Source organism: Mesobacillus subterraneus, from assembly GCF_003937825.1.
In the GTDB taxonomy this organism is placed as follows: Bacteria; Bacillota; Bacilli; order Bacillales; family Cytobacillaceae; genus Mesobacillus; species Mesobacillus subterraneus.
In genome coordinates this window covers 1-15591 of sequence record NZ_RSFW01000017.1, presented here as the reverse complement: position 1 = coordinate 15591, position 15591 = coordinate 1, and the positions used below count along the sequence as shown (strand labels likewise).

At 42.7% G+C, this 15591-nt stretch carries 19 protein-coding genes; 5 read left to right on the top strand and 14 right to left on the bottom strand.

Going from position 1 to position 15591, the window contains the following annotated elements:
- Nucleotides 1-50: 50 nt before the first annotated feature.
- Nucleotides 51-1355: a purine/pyrimidine permease gene (locus EJA10_RS14540; protein WP_125480749.1), complete on the bottom strand. Its 1305-nt coding sequence runs from the start codon at nt 1353-1355 to the stop codon at nt 51-53.
- Nucleotides 1356-1514: 159 nt separating this feature from the next.
- On the bottom strand, nt 1515-2951 hold the full coding sequence (locus EJA10_RS14535; protein WP_342773928.1) for a phospholipase D family protein: 1437 nt from the start codon (nt 2949-2951) through the stop codon (nt 1515-1517).
- 156 nt (nt 2952-3107) lie between these two features.
- On the opposite strand from EJA10_RS14535, the gene plsY reads away from it, so the two are divergent.
- On the top strand, nt 3108-3692 hold the full coding sequence (gene plsY, locus EJA10_RS14530; protein WP_125480748.1) for a glycerol-3-phosphate 1-O-acyltransferase PlsY: 585 nt from the start codon (nt 3108-3110) through the stop codon (nt 3690-3692).
- A 45-nt stretch (nt 3693-3737) separates the two neighbouring features.
- Here plsY and EJA10_RS14525 read toward each other — a convergent pair whose 3' ends face one another.
- Nucleotides 3738-4577, bottom strand: a complete 840-nt coding sequence (locus EJA10_RS14525; RefSeq protein WP_125480747.1) for an STAS domain-containing protein — start codon at nt 4575-4577, stop codon at nt 3738-3740.
- A gap of 221 nt (nt 4578-4798) precedes the next feature.
- Here EJA10_RS14525 and EJA10_RS14520 point away from each other — a divergent pair, with 221 nt between their 5' ends.
- Nucleotides 4799-5752: an ATP-binding protein gene (locus EJA10_RS14520; protein WP_125480746.1), complete on the top strand. Its 954-nt coding sequence runs from the start codon at nt 4799-4801 to the stop codon at nt 5750-5752.
- An 85-nt stretch (nt 5753-5837) separates the two neighbouring features.
- A complete protein-coding gene (locus EJA10_RS14515; protein ID WP_125480745.1) occupies nt 5838-6038 on the top strand; it encodes a hypothetical protein in 201 nt (66 codons plus the stop codon).
- Between the two features lie 53 nt (nt 6039-6091).
- On the opposite strand, the gene EJA10_RS23415 is transcribed toward EJA10_RS14515, so the two are convergent.
- A complete protein-coding gene (locus EJA10_RS23415; RefSeq protein WP_170169150.1) occupies nt 6092-6232 on the bottom strand; it encodes a hypothetical protein in 141 nt (46 codons plus the stop codon).
- A gap of 325 nt (nt 6233-6557) precedes the next feature.
- Between EJA10_RS23415 and EJA10_RS14510 the strand changes: the two genes are divergently transcribed.
- Together EJA10_RS14510 and EJA10_RS14505 are read left to right on the top strand one after the other, a co-directional pair.
- Nucleotides 6558-7727, top strand: coding sequence for a CapA family protein (locus EJA10_RS14510; RefSeq protein WP_246017806.1), 1170 nt, complete (start codon nt 6558-6560; stop codon nt 7725-7727).
- Between the two features lie 77 nt (nt 7728-7804).
- Nucleotides 7805-8110: a HesB/YadR/YfhF family protein gene (locus tag EJA10_RS14505; protein WP_125480744.1), complete on the top strand. Its 306-nt coding sequence runs from the start codon at nt 7805-7807 to the stop codon at nt 8108-8110.
- 9 nt (nt 8111-8119) lie between these two features.
- Here the strand turns inward: EJA10_RS14505 and EJA10_RS14500 are convergent, their stop codons facing one another.
- The 10 genes from EJA10_RS14500 to EJA10_RS14455 form a co-directional block, all read right to left on the bottom strand.
- Nucleotides 8120-8416 (bottom strand): hypothetical protein, encoded by a 297-nt coding sequence (locus EJA10_RS14500; protein WP_125480743.1) that lies wholly within the window; start codon nt 8414-8416, stop codon nt 8120-8122.
- Nucleotides 8417-8860 (bottom strand): acyl-CoA thioesterase, encoded by a 444-nt coding sequence (locus tag EJA10_RS14495; RefSeq protein WP_125480742.1) that lies wholly within the window; start codon nt 8858-8860, stop codon nt 8417-8419.
- Between the two features lie 2 nt (nt 8861-8862).
- Nucleotides 8863-11187, bottom strand: coding sequence for an AAA family ATPase (locus tag EJA10_RS14490; RefSeq protein WP_125481006.1), 2325 nt, complete (start codon nt 11185-11187; stop codon nt 8863-8865).
- A gap of 119 nt (nt 11188-11306) precedes the next feature.
- Nucleotides 11307-11531 carry a small acid-soluble spore protein Tlp gene (gene tlp / locus EJA10_RS14485; protein ID WP_125480741.1) on the bottom strand — a complete coding sequence of 75 codons (225 nt, stop codon included), beginning with the start codon at nt 11529-11531 and terminating at the stop codon, nt 11307-11309.
- 140 nt (nt 11532-11671) lie between these two features.
- Nucleotides 11672-11815, bottom strand: a complete 144-nt coding sequence (locus tag EJA10_RS14480) for an acid-soluble spore protein N (RefSeq protein ID WP_102262870.1) — start codon at nt 11813-11815, stop codon at nt 11672-11674.
- 67 nt (nt 11816-11882) lie between these two features.
- Nucleotides 11883-12014 carry an FbpB family small basic protein gene (locus EJA10_RS14475; RefSeq protein ID WP_125480740.1) on the bottom strand — a complete coding sequence of 44 codons (132 nt, stop codon included), beginning with the start codon at nt 12012-12014 and terminating at the stop codon, nt 11883-11885.
- Between the two features lie 166 nt (nt 12015-12180).
- Complete coding sequence (locus tag EJA10_RS14470) at nt 12181-12702, bottom strand: peroxiredoxin family protein (RefSeq protein ID WP_125480739.1); 522 nt, start codon at nt 12700-12702, stop codon at nt 12181-12183.
- Between the two features lie 171 nt (nt 12703-12873).
- Nucleotides 12874-13923 carry an S-methyl-5-thioribose-1-phosphate isomerase gene (mtnA, locus tag EJA10_RS14465; RefSeq protein ID WP_125480738.1) on the bottom strand — a complete coding sequence of 350 codons (1050 nt, stop codon included), beginning with the start codon at nt 13921-13923 and terminating at the stop codon, nt 12874-12876.
- A gap of 184 nt (nt 13924-14107) precedes the next feature.
- Complete coding sequence (locus EJA10_RS14460) at nt 14108-14644, bottom strand: DUF3231 family protein (RefSeq protein ID WP_125480737.1); 537 nt, start codon at nt 14642-14644, stop codon at nt 14108-14110.
- 61 nt (nt 14645-14705) lie between these two features.
- Nucleotides 14706-15591 (bottom strand): LysR family transcriptional regulator (locus tag EJA10_RS14455; RefSeq protein ID WP_125480736.1); only part of this gene is annotated, 886 nt, incomplete at its 5' end.

Here is a 15591-nt window from a genome sequence, read left to right as displayed (position 1 = left end):
AGTCCTCAAACACACAAAATCTTGCTTATCTTTCTGAGGCATATTGGTGATTAGACAGATTTGAATTCAGCCATTTTCCGTTTCTTAGCAAGTGTATATTGATCCGTGATGACCGCAATCAGAGTTCCCAGAATAAGTCCATTATTTAATATGGACACAAGGGCTGGAGAGACATTGCTGAACGCCGCCCCTGGAACGAACATCACTCCTACTCCTGCCAGGAGCGAAATTCCAATGACCATTCTGGTCCTGCCTCTGTCTTGTTCCCTGTCAAACTCAGAAAAAGCGATTCCCATCATATTGGCAAAAATCACGAAAGTTACTGAGTAGCCAACCGGTGCAGGTAGCGAAGCGAAAAAAGACATTACATGGGGCAGCATGCTGGCCGCTATAATCATGATTGAACTAATGATAAAGGGCATAAGCCTGGTGATACCTGTGGTGGCGATAAATCCTGCCGCCCCTGAAATTGGTACCGAACCTATTGCCGAGAAGATACCTCCAAGGAATTGGTTTATTCCGGCTGTAAAGCCGCTGGCTCGGTAGCGGAGCTCACCGCTTTCTGAGTCCATATCTTTTAACACCTGTCCCGTTACCCTGATGCTGGCAAGCATATTGGTGATTAGCAAAAATGTGATGAAAATTGAGGTTACCATCAGGCCTGAATCGAAGGTGGGCATGCCGAAAGCAAATACTTCCGGCAGCGCAAAGGCAGGTCCTTGATAAGGGTGAAATGTTTTTCCTAAACCAAAAATGGAGAAGAGCACCCATCCAGCTGCAAGGCTGATCAAAATTCCATACTGGCTGACCCACTTTTTCCGGTGGCGAGTTAAGTAAAAGGTAATCCCAACAAGAGTGATGCTGAACAAGGCGACAGGAAGATTCACTTTGTTCTGTCCGCCTCCAATCCCCATCATTCCATTCAGGAACGAACCGCTCAGCTGGATGATTAATAACAAAAGGTAAATTCCGCTGACAACTGGTGTGAAAAGCTTTGCCAGTTTATTGATCAGCTTGAAAAAGCTTAACAGGAAGAAAACCAGGCCGCTGATGATCATGGCCCCTTCAAGAGCCTGCAAGGTTTCCAGATTGGAAGAAAATAATGCTGAGCTTAAACCGGCATAGATAGTAAACACTCCCCACCATAATCCTGCCGGACCTTCATTAATGGGCAGCCGATGTCCTATGGTTGCCTGTAGCAGGCCCGATATGCCCAAAACAAACATGGTCCGCTGCACCAAGCCGGCGGTCTCCATTTCACTTAGATTAAATAAATCGGCAATCGCGATCGGAGCAACAATGGAACCCGCAATGATAAAGGCCATCCATTGAATGGCTGAAAGAAAATTTTTCATGTGATTAACTCCATTTATGTAAAATTACAGGCACATTGATTTAATGCCTATTAATATATCGTACTTAAATGGATTGGAAATGAGAAGAATTATTTAGCGCTTCAAAGTAATTCACAGAAAAAAGCATCCTATTACGGATACTCCCTTCAATCCATAGCATTAATAGCTAGTAAACCTTAGTGCTTTTTGTATCCAATAGACTAAATACTTGACGACAGTCATGCTGTCCTTATTCTCTTCATAATCTAATGTGTATGTCGCTCCCTCGTTATCCCAAAGGCGGTTGAAGTAACGAGCCACATCGGTACCAACCTCACTATTGTCAGGAGCTGTAATCTTTAAGTTCGTTTCAAGATTAAAATCATCCAGATTTCTCCGGGTGAAATTAGCAGAACCGCCAAGAATAACGTGCTCCTTATCGCGATCAATATAAATCATTTTCGTATGATATTGTTCCTCCCCAGCGTTATACCATTTTATCTCAATGTTCTCACTGCCGAGCTGTTGTATTTCAGCGGCGACCGGAATGTTGGGAAGTCCGGTCTTTTGGTTACCGAATGCGTTCGTATTCGGATCCAGAATAATTTTAACTTTGGCGCCTCGGTCAGCAGCCTTGTCAATTTCATCAATTACACTCCGTTCGGCAAGGTAGAACATGCCGATCCAGATTTCGTCGTCTTTCCCAGTTCTTTTTAGCTCGTCCAGCAGATGATTAAATATTTTGCCCTCTGTCAGGATTTGCACCTTTATAGGTCCGTTTTCTTTCACAGGCTTGAATTCCGGAAGTTTGCTTCCTTCCGAGAAATCAGCAACAGCTTGTTCAGATTCCAGGATATCACCGATGATATTGCCGCTTGTCTCAAATGCAATATTGGAATGAAAGCCGCTTGCGTCATGTGGATTAGCCGAAGCAATGATTGCGGTTTTTTCGGTCACGAAAACCTTTCGGTGATTGGCTTTTAGATTCATCAGTTCAAGATATGAGCGCAGGGTAACATCTGGAGCGTTTTTTGCCATTGGGTTAGGGATCCATCCCTCGCCTGATTGGCCGAACCACTGGAAGAATACTCGCCAAACCCCTGTATAAAGCGGATTCGAGTCCCGCAATGGGTCAAGGTTTGTAAAGGTAACCTCTATGTCATTGTCGCGCAAATCTTTTAGCAATCCTGACCGATGTGCTCCGTAAGTCAGGTTTATTTCATCTGTAATGAAAACCACTTTAAGGTCCTTATGCTTTTTTTTCTGCTGAATCAGCTTCTCTCCAATACTTTGGCTGATTTCCGGATAGCCCATGTCTTCCTTGTAATAGCCGTTGAACAAAAACATATCCAGAACAATGAATTGTTCTGCTTCCTCTATTCTTTTTAGAATAGTATCAAATATTTCATGCTCGAATTTTTTCTCTCCATCTTTACCTGTATAGGTTAAATCATATAAAAAGCGGACATCCTTTACCCTGTGGACCTCTCCTTCATAGGACAATCCTTCTGGAAGGTCTTTATGTGTATGATGGTAGACCGTAACGCCAACCACAAAAGCAAGAATCAGCAGGATCACCAGTTTCTTGCTCCTTAAAATATTTTTAGCCATCCTCATTGATAGGACTCCTTAATAACATGATGTAATACTTATTCACTAATTGAGCTGGTTATAAACTTAGCAAGCAATAGCGTTTGTTTAAGATTTACATGGAGTTTTTGATAGAACATGGTAAAATAAAAGAACCGTAATTTCTTTAAAGGAGAATATTTCATGGCATTAAACGCAATTATTATTATACTGGCTTATTTGCTTGGATCGATTCCTTCAGGCCTGATTGTTGGGAAGATTTTCTATGGGAAAGACATTCGCGAACATGGGAGCGGGAATCTTGGAGGAACAAACACCTTTCGGACACTGGGAGTAAAAGCGGGAATGGCGGTCAGTATCGCAGATGTCCTCAAGGGGACGCTTGCAGCATCTTTGCCGCTATTGTTGGACTCTGAACTTCATATGCTGCTTGTCGGTATTTTTGCTGTCATTGGCCATATGTATCCTGTTTTCGCGGGCTTCCGTGGCGGTAAAGCGGTTGCTACCTCCGGCGGAATTCTTTTGGCTTATGCCCCATTATTATTCGTCTTCATGCTTGTTTTCTTTTTCATCAGCCTGTACATAACCAAATATGTTTCACTGTCTTCGATTCTGACCGCGATCGCCACTTTGATTTATGCGCTCTTCACAGGCGATCCCCCACTGATCGTGGTCGTTGCTGTACTGGCGATTTTCGTCATTTACAGACACAGGGCCAATCTAACAAGAATTCGAAATGGTACAGAGCCTAAAATCAAATGGCTGTAATGTTACCATCAATCAAGCCGGCATACCTAAAAGGTATGCCGGCTTTTATTTTCGTACAATTCCGAATGCCTTCAATGCCTGCCCGAGATTATTATACATTTTCACATTATCGAAATGGATACCAAGGGTAACGACGGAATGGGCTAATTCTGGACGCATTCCTGTCAGGTTCACGTCGACCCCTGTCAGCTTCAGGCTGTCGATGATTTTGAACAGCTCCTGAGCAACCATCGTATCCACGATGAATACCCCAGAGAGGTCCAGGATCAAACAATCAACTTCAAGCCTCTTGGTTTCATGCAGCGTATGTTCCATTAAATGTCTTGCTCTATGGGTATCGATATCTCCAATGACCGGAAGTACTGCTACGCCATCAACAATTGAAATGATCGGGGTACTTAGTTCATCGATCACTTCTTGTTGTGCCCTTAGTCGTTTATTGGCAAGCCCTGTATAAGAATGAGCGAAAATGAGAATCAGTCTGTCGACAAAATTATTGACGATTTTTCCGAGCTTCAAAATCTGGCCAGGATTTATGAGATGATCTTTCTCACCTATAACAGAGAGCTCCTCCCATAAAACGCTGCGAATCAGATTAAAATGCTCGACAGATTGATTAAGAGAAAAGCCAAGGCGGACCTTATCTTCACTCACCCTTTTACCCCAGTCCTCTATTTCCTCATCAGAAGACTCTCCAATCGTAAATTTACCAAGCATATGGATGAGCTGTTTTATTTGTTCCATGTAAATAGCTGGTTTTGTTTGGTTGGTAAGTTTAATGAACGCCTCAGGCTGGTACTGATCAATGGTATCAAGAATCTTGGTAACTAGATCGTCATCTCTCTCCATGATAAAATCTTTAAAAAATCTCCCTGTGTTTTCCATAGCTGTCTCCTTTAGTAATCGCTCTGTTTGTTCTTTATAAAATATTTTTTGTTCTATATATAAAAAATAGTGTTTTTATTGGTATAATTTAAAAGAATATGTCATATACATTCGAAAGAAATCGAATTTAGGTTACCCACATTCCAGGATGTGCATCCCTGTTGAAAATTACCCGGTTGTGTATCGGTTGAAACTAATCCATAGGTAAAGAAGGAGTTTGGATGATTAAAATGACTAACACTGCTAAATATGAAGGTGCGAATATTATGATTGAAGGAGTCTGCTCGTCAAGGTACATGCTTCATCCACTGAAAATGGCGGCCAACGACCATATCCAGTCAGATGGTGACACAGCTTTCAGGAAACAGACATGGATTGATTTCACAGCTCTCGTGAAGAAAAAGGCTGAGTTAGAGCGTGAAGCATCCCTTCTCGATCAGGAAATCATCCGCAAACAGGAAATACTGGTTCAAATGCAAAATATGCTTCAAACTGCCGGCCGGGAGCTCCATGGTCAATCTGCAGTCCAGTTGGCTGCAGGTTTGGCGCATGAGATCAGGAACCCTTTAACCACTATTAAAGGATTTATCCAGCTTCTGCAGCCAGAACTTGAATCCTCCGTTAACCAGGAGTTTGCTGCTGTCGCATTAGATGAAATCAACAGGGCAAATAATCTCCTGACAGAATTCATTTCCGTCTTGAAACCCAGATACTCAGAAAAAACGAAACTATGCTTCAATCAATTAGTAAGCAATATGGTAAAGTTGTTTTTAAGTGAAGCTTTGCTGAAGAATATCGAAATAAAACTTCAAAATAACGCAAAGGACCTTTACGTATTTGGAGATGAAGACGCACTCAAACAAGTCATCATCAATTTATTGAAAAATGCAATTGAAGCAGTGGAAGTGTCTCCAGCAGGAAAAGGAATGGTTGCTGTAGAGGTACGCGAAGAACAAGGGTATGTCGGCGCATGTATTGTGGATAATGGAACCGGGATTGATGAATTTTCTTTAGTAAAAATTTTTACACCTTTTTATACAACAAAAGTAAATGGGACCGGCATAGGTCTGACCATCAGTAAACAAATCATCGAAGAACATGGCGGAGAAATGGAGATTCATACAGAGCCAGGCAAAACTTCCTTCAAGTTTAACCTGCCGAAAATGGCTGAATAAAGCCTCGTGATCTAATATTCAAAAAATTGTCATAGTGGTTCCATTCATATACCTGCCATCGTTGATAAAATATAGGTAGAACAAGATGAAAGAAGGCTGGCTGAAAATGGAAGAAGTGATAAAGTCCACCGACAATCTTATATTCACTACCTCAACTGCTGAGGTGAAGTCGCCAGATGACTTCTTGGTTGAATTTCTTGTTGATTTGCCAAATCAGGAACAAACTCCTGTAAAAGTTAGAAATGTAGATGAATTGATGGATTTCCTGGATAAAATGGATTGGTAACAAAGAAAAATGCGGATTGCTGAATCCGCATTTTTTTCGGTAATTAAAATTGCCTACACCCTAATTAATTTAAATTTCCCCAACCCGAATGGATCGCGTACATAGTCCAGCTCTGTACCAGTGAAGTAGTCGTTATCACCTTCATGGATCAGGATCGAGATTCCGTTAAATGAATGGATTTGGTCCTTTGTCAATGGCTGCTCCTCCAGAGCAACTCTCAGCTGGGGCCCTCCTCAGCCGATGCCCATTGTGAGGCGGATATACAGGTTCTCTCCCTCATTGCTTTCCTGGATGACTGCTTTTCTTAGGACTTCGTGTGCTCGATTACTTATGCTGAACATTTGAATCATCCTCTCTCTTTCTTTTGAAACTTTTCCCATTTTGTCGAGAAAATAATCGAATTATGACAAAAGTATGAAATTATACCTGAAATTTATACATTTATCATCATACTTATAATATATTATCCTTAGAGGCTAAAAAATAAAGATGCCTCATAATAGATCTGGGGAGATTATTATGAGAAAAAAGAAGAAAAAAACGGCTTTTGGTTTATCCATTGCTGCCGGGTTAGGGGTTCTGGCTTCGGTTTTGACTTTCCAAATGTATCATGAAGCCCAGGCAAAAGAGCCTGTGGTTTCGGTCAAAACACTAAAGCCTCATATTGAGAGGAATGTAGATGTTTCAGGAAAGAGTTTTACAGAAAAAATCACATTGGGTGCCATCGGTGATATCCTGATTCATGATACCGTCTATGAGGATGCATATGTTCAATCAGGATACGACTTCAAACCTATGATCAGCAATGTGAAGGATTTTTTACTAGAACCTGACCTGTTGCTGGCCAATCAGGAAACCATTCTTGGCGGAGTGGAGATCGGGCTGTCAAGCTATCCTATGTTCAACAGTCCTATTGAAGTGGGAGATGCTCTTTTGGATGCCGGTGTTGACATTGTTTCGAATGCAAATAACCATTCCCTTGATAAATCAGTAAGAGGTGTCATGACTTCAATCAGCAACATGGAAGCTGCCGGCCTCCCTTATGTCGGTTCCTTTAAGGATGAAGCTGACAAAGACAAGCTGCGCATACTGAATAAAAATGGAATTGAAGTATCGTATCTGAGCTATACTTACGGAACAAATGGCATTCCTGTGCCAATCGGTAAAGACTACTTGGTCAACCTGATTGACCGGGAACTAATGAAAGCTGAAATCCATCGTGCTAAAGCCGATTCGGACCTCGTCGTGATGAGCATACACTGGGGAAATGAGTATCAGCGCTTCCCTACAAATGAGCAAAAGGAACTCGCCCAGTTCCTTGTCGACGAAGGAGTGGATATTATCTTTGGTCATCATCCCCACGTCCTTCAGCCGATGGATTGGGTGACGGCTGCTGATGGAAGGAAGGCATTGGTTGTCTACTCTCTTGGAAACTTCCTATCAGGTCAAATGTGGGACTATAAGGATATCGGGGGACTTGCTACTGTGGAGGTCACGAAACAGATTTCCCCCGAAGGAACAGAGATCAGTCTAGAGAATCCTGGATTCCTCCCTACTTTCGTTTCCAGCAGCAGGCAGCGCAATTATCGGGTTGTTCCTTTAAGAGATGCCGGCAGGTTTGGCCTTGCTGACGCTGAAAATAAATATAATGAAATCATGAATCATATGACTCAATTCATAAAAGAATAGGATTGCAGGTGCCCGGCCATGATGACCGGGCATTGCTTATGGTATAATCGGGCTATCTGATATGGAAGGAGAACGATATGAAAATTACAGTTAATGATGAAGCTGCAGCCTGGTATGAGAATGAGATGGATCTGTCTACCGGCAGCTATCTGCGTTTCTTTGTCCGCTATGGCGGCTTCAGTACAATCCAGAAAGGCTTTTCATTAGGAGTCTCCAAGGAAGAACCTGATCATATTGGGGTAAAAACCGAAAAGAACGGTGTCACTTATTATATTGAAGAAAAAGATATCTGGTATTTTGATCAGCATGACCTGATTGTAGGACTTCACCCGGTTGGGAACGAACCAGAATTCACGTTCGAAAAAAATGAGGCAGACGCATAAGCGCCTGCCTCATTTTTTTAGCAGCGGAGTCAGTACTCCCTCTAGTTCCAATACTTCTGCCTGCTTTTCGCCAAAAAGATCGTAATGCGGATAATCCTGTCTCCTCTTATCAATCCATTCAGGCTTCAAGCCATATTTGCTGCCCCATTCTGCTAATTTGACCAAATCCCTGCAGCCTACTTTTGTTACCGTCGAACATCCTGGGAAACGATCATCAATCCAGTAATGGGTCAGAAAGGCGATTTCTCCTCTTTCAATTTGTGCTTTCCACTCTTTCAACTCATGCCGTTTGATGCCAAATGCCAATCAGACCTGCCCCATTTCATCTTCGGGCTTTTTCATCGCATTCAAATAGGCTTGATGCCAGTCCGGATAGGTCCTTTTAAGGGAAATCGGTCTGAAGCTGTCTTTTTTTACACAAACATGCTTCGAACTGCCAGTAAGAGCGAGCTCTCCAGCTCCGTTGAAAATTTCATAATGATAAACTGCACGAATTCCATCGTATTCTTGCACCCATGTTTTAATTGTCGCAGTGTCACCATATCTTAAGGGCTTTTTGTAGGAAGCTTGAATATCAAGTACCGGTGAGATGATTCCGTCCTTTTCCATTTCAGCATAACTGAATCCAAGATCCTTGATCAGCTGTGTTCTGCCAAGTTCCATCCAAACGAGGTAATTGGCATGATACACGACGCCCATTTGATCTGTTTCTGCATAACGAACCTCAATTTCCCTTGATGCTATTTTCATCTCTATTCCCCTTTTATTTTTGTTAGTGCTGCCTCGAAATCCTGTTCTTCCAGATGAAGAACGTTTTCATCAAAAGCACCTTCGTGTTCAGCGCCGATCAGTCGAAACGCCTGTGATTGGATTGCTTCATCAACCAGATTGGTGGCAAAACGTCCATTGCCGTTAATTTCAGTCTTAGTTAACTCCACAGATAAGAACTTAACCGCTTCGTCTGTTGGTTTATATTGATATTTACCAGCATAATTCCTGATGATGACAATTAATTCCTCAACACTATAATCAGGAAAATGGAAGAATTTCTTGAAGCGTGAACGAAGACCAGGGTTGCTTTCAAGCAGCCTTTCCATCTCATTCGGATAGCCGGCGAGGATGACCACAAGATTTTCATTATGCCGTGTCATTTCATCGACAAGTGTATCGATCACTTCTTTTCCGAAGTCCCCGGATGTTTGTCCAAGCAGTGAATATGCTTCATCGATGAAAAGGACGCCTCCAAGGGCTTCGCGAATCTTCTTTTTTGTTTTAATGGCTGTCTGCCCGACATAACCGGCCACGAAATCAGCCCGGCTGCTGACGATTAAATGCCCGCGTTTCAGCATTCCGCATTCCTTAAGCAGTTCTGCATAGATTTTTGCAACTGTCGTTTTACCTGTTCCCGGATTTCCGGTAAAAACGGAATGGAGCTGAATTGGAACAGCTGGCAGCCCTTTCTCCTTCCGCAGCTGCTGCATTCGTACAAATGAAATTAGTGTTGTGACCTCTGATTTGACAGTATCCAATCCGACGAGGTCATGCAGCCTGTCCAAAGGTTTCTCTGCTGTAGTCGAGGAAGCTGATTCAAAATCTTCTTTTTCCAATAATGTATAGATGGAGAAATCGTCTTCCTCAACCGGCCGTGCGCCTTTTTTGAAAATAGCCTCCAAAACGAGGTTGCGGACTGTACGTGCGTTTCCGAACGTTTCATCCACCCGTTCTTTTTCGATTCTCTCCTTAAGCTCAAGCTTTGCACCTTCTGTCATGGCAAAATCATTATCTTGTGCAGCCTTTTCGGCAATCTCCATCAATTCATCGTCTGTGTAGTCAGGCAGATGGATGAAGTTCGATTGAGGAAAACGTGAACGAAGGCCAGGATTGGCATCGAGGAATTGTCTCATTTCCTCGGGATACCCTGCAAGGATCACCGCAAATTTTCCTCCATACTCTTTACCTGTCATCAGCGAAACAAGGGTATCGATGGCAGTCTGTCCGTAATCATTTCCCGTTTGTCCTTCCCTTTTCAAGCTGTACGCTTCATCGATGAACAGTGCACCCCCCAATGCCTGCTCGACGGTCTTGCGGACGTTTTCTTCTGTTTGTCCTACATAGGCACCGACTAGCTGGGAACGGTCTGCTTCGATGATCTCCTCGCGCGGCAAGACACCAAGATGGTGATAGATTTTCGCCAGAAGTCGTGCGAGCGAGGTCTTTCCTGTTCCTGGATTCCCGGTCAGGACCATATTCAGGCTTTGGTCATCCTTTGTTTGCAGACCAAGTTCTTTCCGCTTTTGCTGATATTTAAGGTAACGATAAAAGTCGTTCACTCGTTCTTTAACGGTTTCAAGTCCAATCATTTTGTTAAGCTCTGACAGAGGGTCCCCATCCGTCTGTTTGGTGTCGTCCTGTTCGCTGGAGAATTCAGATTCCCACACTAGCTTCAACTCATCCAGGTTCTTCAAGCGGTTCTTGATTTCCTCATAATGGACGGCTGTATGGAAAACTCCGGTCACAGACTCCTCGTAGAGTTCTGTGGCTTTAAGGAGTGCAGCAGCTTCTTCGATCGCTTCTTCAAGTATTTGAATCAATTTTCCGAATTTCGCTGCAGATTCTGATCCAGTATCCATCGGCTGGGCTCGAAGCTCATCCAGCTCTTCTTCAGCATTGGATAGGAATTGCTGAGAAATATAGATATACTGCTCTGCTGTTTTCTTTTTCAACGCCCTGTTGTCAGTTTCTCTAATTCGCGGAAAAACAAGCTGTTCAAATATACCGCCTTTATTTTTCCAGTGATTGCTTGCCAGCAAGGATTTAGCTTTTTGGTTTGCAGGGTTGAGCTGTACTGCTTTTTTTAGCCATGCCACTACAAGCGTGTCGAAACCATTCCTTAACGATCTCGATTGCGCAGCAAGCGTAAGCAGTCTGGATAGGTTTGTCGTTTCATCCGCTTTTGTCAGCAGCTTCATAGCTTTTATCAACTCTGCTTCATCACGGATATAACCGTCTTTTTCTATTTCGTCTTCCCATAAATCAAGCTGTTCATTGAGGGAAAGCAGTCTTTTTTGTTGGTCCATCATATCACTTCTTTATTCATTTTCTATGTAAGTCGTATTCATTTGGTACTTTCCACATCTTATCACATTTTACTGTAAACAGAAAAAAACCCGCCTTGTACAGCGGGTTTTTCTCTGTTTTAATGTTGCTGGTTATGTGCTTCGTCTTTAATCTCGGCCCTGAATGCATCGATGCTATCCCGGCGGCGTTCATTCTTCGCCTTAATTCTTTCCTGGTCTTCGGGGCTGGAATTGACCATTGCTGCTTCGGCATCCTCCATATTCGCAATCGTATGGTGGATCATGGATTGCAGCTTCTCGACATTATCGCTGCGGTCATCTGGCTTAGGTGTATGGTTTGCCATTTGGTTGTACCTCCTTTTAAAAAGTACATCAATAGTATGTGACCAATCATTATGATTATGAGCGGAAAACTGTGGATTCGGTACGATTGTTCTCAAAGTTAAAGGCCTGCCGAGTTGCTGGCAGGCACATTCCATTTTGGTTATTCACCTTTTGTCTGCATGACCTGGGCATGTTCGCCAGATTTATCGTTCATCTTCTTCCCTTTGTTTCCGCTGAAGCCGCGCGGCTGGGTACCAAGATGGCTGGGAACATGGTGCTTGCTGTCCCTTTTAGGATTGCTCATGAAAATCCCCTCCTCTATAATCAGTTTGACCTAAAGAAGGGGGATTCATTTATGGAAATGTATGATATTACTCAGCTTTTTCTAAACGTTTTTCTTCCAGCCGGGCCTCGATTTTTTCGAGTGCGTCACGATCATTCAAAAGCTGACGTTTATTTTCCATTACTAACTCCTGAAAAGAACGTTTTCTTGGTTTCCTCATCGTGTTCACCATCCTTTATCATCATTGTAACAGTTATTATGTCCGGAAACGGTTGCAATTATTACAACTTTTTGAAAATTTAATCGTATTTTATTCTTACCCCTTCTTTTCGTGATTGTTCCATGTATTTTTTTCCATAAAAAAAGCACCAGTTCAATACTGATGCTCATTTACTGAGTTCAACCATTTGATCATAGGTCATGGATCCGATATGTTTTTTCTCAATAACCCCTTTTTCATTAATGATGAATGTAGTTGGAATGGATAAAATAGAGTACGTATTCTGCATCGCCCCGTTTTGATCCAATAAGATTGGAAAGGTCAAACGGTATTCTTTTACAAACGAGGAGACATCATTTTGTGGATCAAGGTTAACGGCAAGGATTTCGATATCTTTTGAGTAGTCCTGATAAAATTGCTCCATAGCAGGCATTTCTGCTTTACATGGCGGACACCATGTTGCCCAAAAGTTCAGCATGACCTTTTTCCCTTGGTAATCCTTAAGGTTCACTTCCTCACCAGCTAGATTTTTCAAAGTAAAAGCAGGTGCGGCCATCCCTGCCCCAATTCCTGAAGAAACTTGGGAGGCCTCAATCGCTTTGGGTTCTTCCTCTTTATAAAAATGCTGGAATACAGCAACCAGGACAAGACCAGCAAGGATTCCGGATGCAATCGCTTTTTTGACCATCAGAATAACTCCTTTATATACTTGTATTACACGTAGTTTAACCCAAGTATACTAAGCTAATGAAAGTGGAAAGGTTATAATTTTTGAGGATTATGTGAATTTTTCAAATGGAGATGGATTCGAATTATAATATAAAAAAGCCATGGAATTGGTACTCCATGGCATCTCGACTTAGTTTTCGAACAATTTAGGCAGTTCTTCAGAGTAATTGCCTCGCAAAATGCCTTTTTCAGTAATGATGGCCGTGATCAGGTGATGTGGTGTTACGTCGAATGCTGGGTTAAAGACTTTGACCCCTTCTGGTGCAGTTGATTTTCCGAAGCCTGCGGTGATTTCTTCAGCTGCGCGTTCTTCGATTGGAATTTCCTTCCCTGTCTCAGTCTCAAGATCGATGGTGGATAAAGGTGCTGCCACGTAGAACGGAATGTTATGGGCCTTAGCCAGCAAGGCTACACCGTATGTCCCAATTTTATTTGCTACATCTCCATTCGCGGCAACGCGGTCACAGCCGACAATTACTGCTTGCACCATCCCTTTTTGCATGACCATCGCTGCCATGCTGTCTGTAATCAACGTAACATCGATGCCTGCCTGCATCAATTCCCAGGCAGTGAGTCGTGCTCCCTGAAGCAATGGGCGGGTTTCATCAGCAAACACCTTGATATCCATCCCTCTTTCTTTTGCGAGGTAGAATGGTGCCAGAGCTGTTCCGTATCTGGCAGTCGCGATGCCGCCAGCATTGCAATGAGTCAAGACAGTCATTCCATCTTCAAACAAGGTGAGGGCATTTTCGCCGATTGAGCCACAAACGTTTTCATCTTCCTGGCGAATCAGGTGTGCTTCTTCGGTAAGTGCCACTTTGATTTCGGCTACTGGTCTGCTGAACTCTGCCTTAGCTCTTGAATCCATCCTTTTTAGCGCCCAGAATAGATTGACTGCGGTAGGCCTTGATGTAGCTAGGTAATCTGCCTGTTTCTTGAAGAAGGCATAGAATGAATCGGAATCCTGCTCCGGAGCATCCTTGATTCCCAGTACAAGCCCATAAGCGGCAGCAATTCCAATTGCAGGGGCACCCCTTACCTTCAATTGTTTGATCGCATCCCATACATCCTCAATATTTGTGATCTCAAGAAATTCTGTTACTTGAGGAAGTTTCGTCTGATCTAAAATATATAATTTCTCACCGTCGTATCTAACGGATTGCAAGTATGTTTCTTCCATGCTGCTCCTCCTTTGCCTTTTAAGACAATTCTGAACTAAATATCATTTTATCAATTATCTTAAGATGAGCAAATAAAAACTTGTTTTAAAAGTTTAAAGAAGAGTTGCCTCGCCAGGACATTTTCAAGGAAATAGAGTCATTCACAAATTAAAAATAAAAAAACAGCGTCAGAGACACTGTCTTCTATTCCTTTCCGGTCATGTAATACGGAGGCACTCTCAGCCAGCCTTTTTCCTGCATTATGACTTTAAAGGTCAATGAAAAAGTAACTTTCATCATGTGATACTTAGCGAATAGATAGCCAACATCCGAGCGGACGGATTCAGTGATTCCTCTGGTTGCGGCCGTGATGCCAACAACCAGATTGTAGGCAATCAGGTTGGCGATTTCCTCATCATTTAACTCTGCACCCTCCGGCATACCCTTATATTCTCCGATGATCTTTTCTGGACCGACATAAGGAAGCGGTATTCCTTCGTCTTTAAAGAATTGAGTAAGTTCTTTGATCATAGGTCTGTGGACATTCTCAATAATATCCTCTATTTTTTTCTTTAAATCAGGATCCTGAGCGAGATTATATGCATGCTGATCATAGCGAAGTGTTTGTTCCGTACCGTGCAGGTAAAACCACAAGTTCATGACTTCACCGACATGCAGCGGCTTTTTATCGCCATCAATGAAAGGCATAAAAGCGTCCTTCATAACTTCAAATAGATTCAACTTAGACAGCTCCTATTTTTGCTGAAATATTTGCTGTTATTGTTTGGACTTTTTAACAAATTTATTCGGAGTCATCTAACTGAAGATTTATCTTAACAAGCTCAATGAAATTCCTTGCTGGACGCGAAAGGTGATGCTGATGAAGCCAAATTAAACCAACAGATGATTTTAGTGTAGAATTGTTTATTTCCCTGGCATAAAGATTTTTGTATCCGTATGAATCGAAAACTGATTTTGGAATGATGGTCGATCCAATTCCAGAGGAAACCAACTCCATAAGTACCTTCATATCGGAACATTCACAAACAACCTGTAGCGGGAGCTGGGCTTTCGTGAAAGCTTCATGAATGATATTGTAGCTCCCTAGGCCCTCCGTACTGGGCAATATCAAGGGATACCCACTTATTTCCTCTATGGTGATCTCCTGGTCTTCTTTTTTTCTGCTGACGAAAACAAAAGATTCCGTATAGAGCTGCAAATAACTTACATCGTGATTTGGCAGCGGCAGCCGAATTAGTGCGAGCTCGATCGTGCGGTTTTTTACCAGCTCGGCTAAATAGGCAGAATCATTCTGGACAACCCGCAAATAAACAAGTGGGAATGCAGCATGGAAATCATCAAGCCAGCCAGGGAATTGTGGGACGGACAAAGTATTGATGCCAATCGACAAGTTCCCTTTCTTGCCCTCCGCTGTTTCCTGGAGTTCATTCTTAACCTCCTCAAATGAATGGACAATATTGAGAGCGTGCCTGTAGAGAACCTCTCCCTTGTCCGTCAGCTCCAGCTTCTTGCCTTGTCGTTCCACAAGCATGACGCCCAGCTCTTCTTCCATTTGTTTCAACTGCAGGCTTAACGGCGGCTGGGACATATGCAGTTTATTGGCCGCGGCAGTTATATTCTTTTCTTCAGCGATTGCGATAAAATATCGCAGTTGTCTAACATCCATG

Bases quoted from the DNA above. Each gene is read 5' to 3' on its own strand.
- EJA10_RS14540 (WP_125480749.1), bottom strand. From the start codon at position 1,355: ATGAAAAATTTTCTTTCAGCCATTCAATGGATGGCCTTTATCATTGCG.
- EJA10_RS14535 (WP_342773928.1), bottom strand. From the start codon at position 2,951: ATGAGGATGGCTAAAAATATTTTAAGGAGCAAGAAACTGGTGATCCTG.
- plsY (WP_125480748.1), top strand. From the start codon at position 3,108: ATGGCATTAAACGCAATTATTATTATACTGGCTTATTTGCTTGGATCG.
- EJA10_RS14525 (WP_125480747.1), bottom strand. From the start codon at position 4,577: ATGGAAAACACAGGGAGATTTTTTAAAGATTTTATCATGGAGAGAGAT.
- EJA10_RS14520 (WP_125480746.1), top strand. From the start codon at position 4,799: ATGATTAAAATGACTAACACTGCTAAATATGAAGGTGCGAATATTATG.
- EJA10_RS14515 (WP_125480745.1), top strand. From the start codon at position 5,838: ATGAAAGAAGGCTGGCTGAAAATGGAAGAAGTGATAAAGTCCACCGAC.
- EJA10_RS14510 (WP_246017806.1), top strand. From the start codon at position 6,558: ATGAGAAAAAAGAAGAAAAAAACGGCTTTTGGTTTATCCATTGCTGCC.
- EJA10_RS14505 (WP_125480744.1), top strand. From the start codon at position 7,805: ATGAAAATTACAGTTAATGATGAAGCTGCAGCCTGGTATGAGAATGAG.
- EJA10_RS14495 (WP_125480742.1), bottom strand. From the start codon at position 8,860: ATGAAAATAGCATCAAGGGAAATTGAGGTTCGTTATGCAGAAACAGAT.
- EJA10_RS14490 (WP_125481006.1), bottom strand. From the start codon at position 11,187: ATGGACCAACAAAAAAGACTGCTTTCCCTCAATGAACAGCTTGATTTA.
- tlp (WP_125480741.1), bottom strand. From the start codon at position 11,531: ATGGCAAACCATACACCTAAGCCAGATGACCGCAGCGATAATGTCGAG.
- EJA10_RS14480 (WP_102262870.1), bottom strand. From the start codon at position 11,815: ATGAGCAATCCTAAAAGGGACAGCAAGCACCATGTTCCCAGCCATCTT.
- EJA10_RS14475 (WP_125480740.1), bottom strand. From the start codon at position 12,014: ATGAGGAAACCAAGAAAACGTTCTTTTCAGGAGTTAGTAATGGAAAAT.
- EJA10_RS14470 (WP_125480739.1), bottom strand. From the start codon at position 12,702: ATGGTCAAAAAAGCGATTGCATCCGGAATCCTTGCTGGTCTTGTCCTG.
- mtnA (WP_125480738.1), bottom strand. From the start codon at position 13,923: ATGGAAGAAACATACTTGCAATCCGTTAGATACGACGGTGAGAAATTA.